Genomic DNA, 642 nt, shown 5'->3' with positions numbered 1-642 from the left:
CTCTGTTATTGCGCATCTTGCGTTGTCAAATCCTTCTTAGGTGAAACCCCCACGCCCGCCTTTAGTGGGGCGTTCGGAACATGCGACTGGGGTTTCGGTACCGCCGCAGTCTGCGGTTAGAAAGGGTGGGTAGATGCAACGTGGGGGAACCAGTCTCCATCCCCCGGTTTTCCTTACTTCCGGCTGGTGGGGATACTCAGAGTACAAGCGAGTCGGTCAAACGGGGCTTGAACAACTCCAAAGATGGTTACCATTGAGTCAGTTGTGGTGAATTTGTAGAAACGGCGGAGCATCGGATAACCTGTCGGAATTCCAAACACTTCTTCAACCGCTCCCACGGCGGGCGCGGCGTCTATGATCAAATCGGTATTCACAACAGAAATGCCGTGGTGCTTTAGCGCATTGGTGACGAACTGCTCGCCAAACTCATCAACTATCTCATCCTCTACATCCGAGGAGAGATAGGTGGCGTCGTACATTAACGGGGCGCCGTCAGCAAAAATAACCTTCCGTACACAAAGCATCGCCCCCTTGGGTGGGCCGAAGGTGAGCATCGTTGGATCAGATATTTTGTCCCGTGTGACGGAGATCAGCTGGATCGTCATACCTTCAACGGATCGCATCGCAACATCAAGCTTGCGC

1 protein-coding gene is annotated in these 642 nt (G+C 53.3%); it reads right to left on the bottom strand.

Going from position 1 to position 642, the window contains the following annotated elements:
- Positions 1–173: 173 nt before the first annotated feature.
- The coding region (locus EOA60_RS36070; RefSeq protein ID WP_128312781.1) for a UTRA domain-containing protein at positions 174–642 on the bottom strand (469 nt) is incomplete at its 5' end.

The organism is Mesorhizobium sp. M1A.F.Ca.IN.020.06.1.1, from assembly GCF_004023265.1.
Taxonomy (GTDB): Bacteria; Pseudomonadota; Alphaproteobacteria; order Rhizobiales; family Rhizobiaceae; genus Mesorhizobium.
This window is presented reverse-complemented; position numbering and strand designations above follow the sequence as displayed.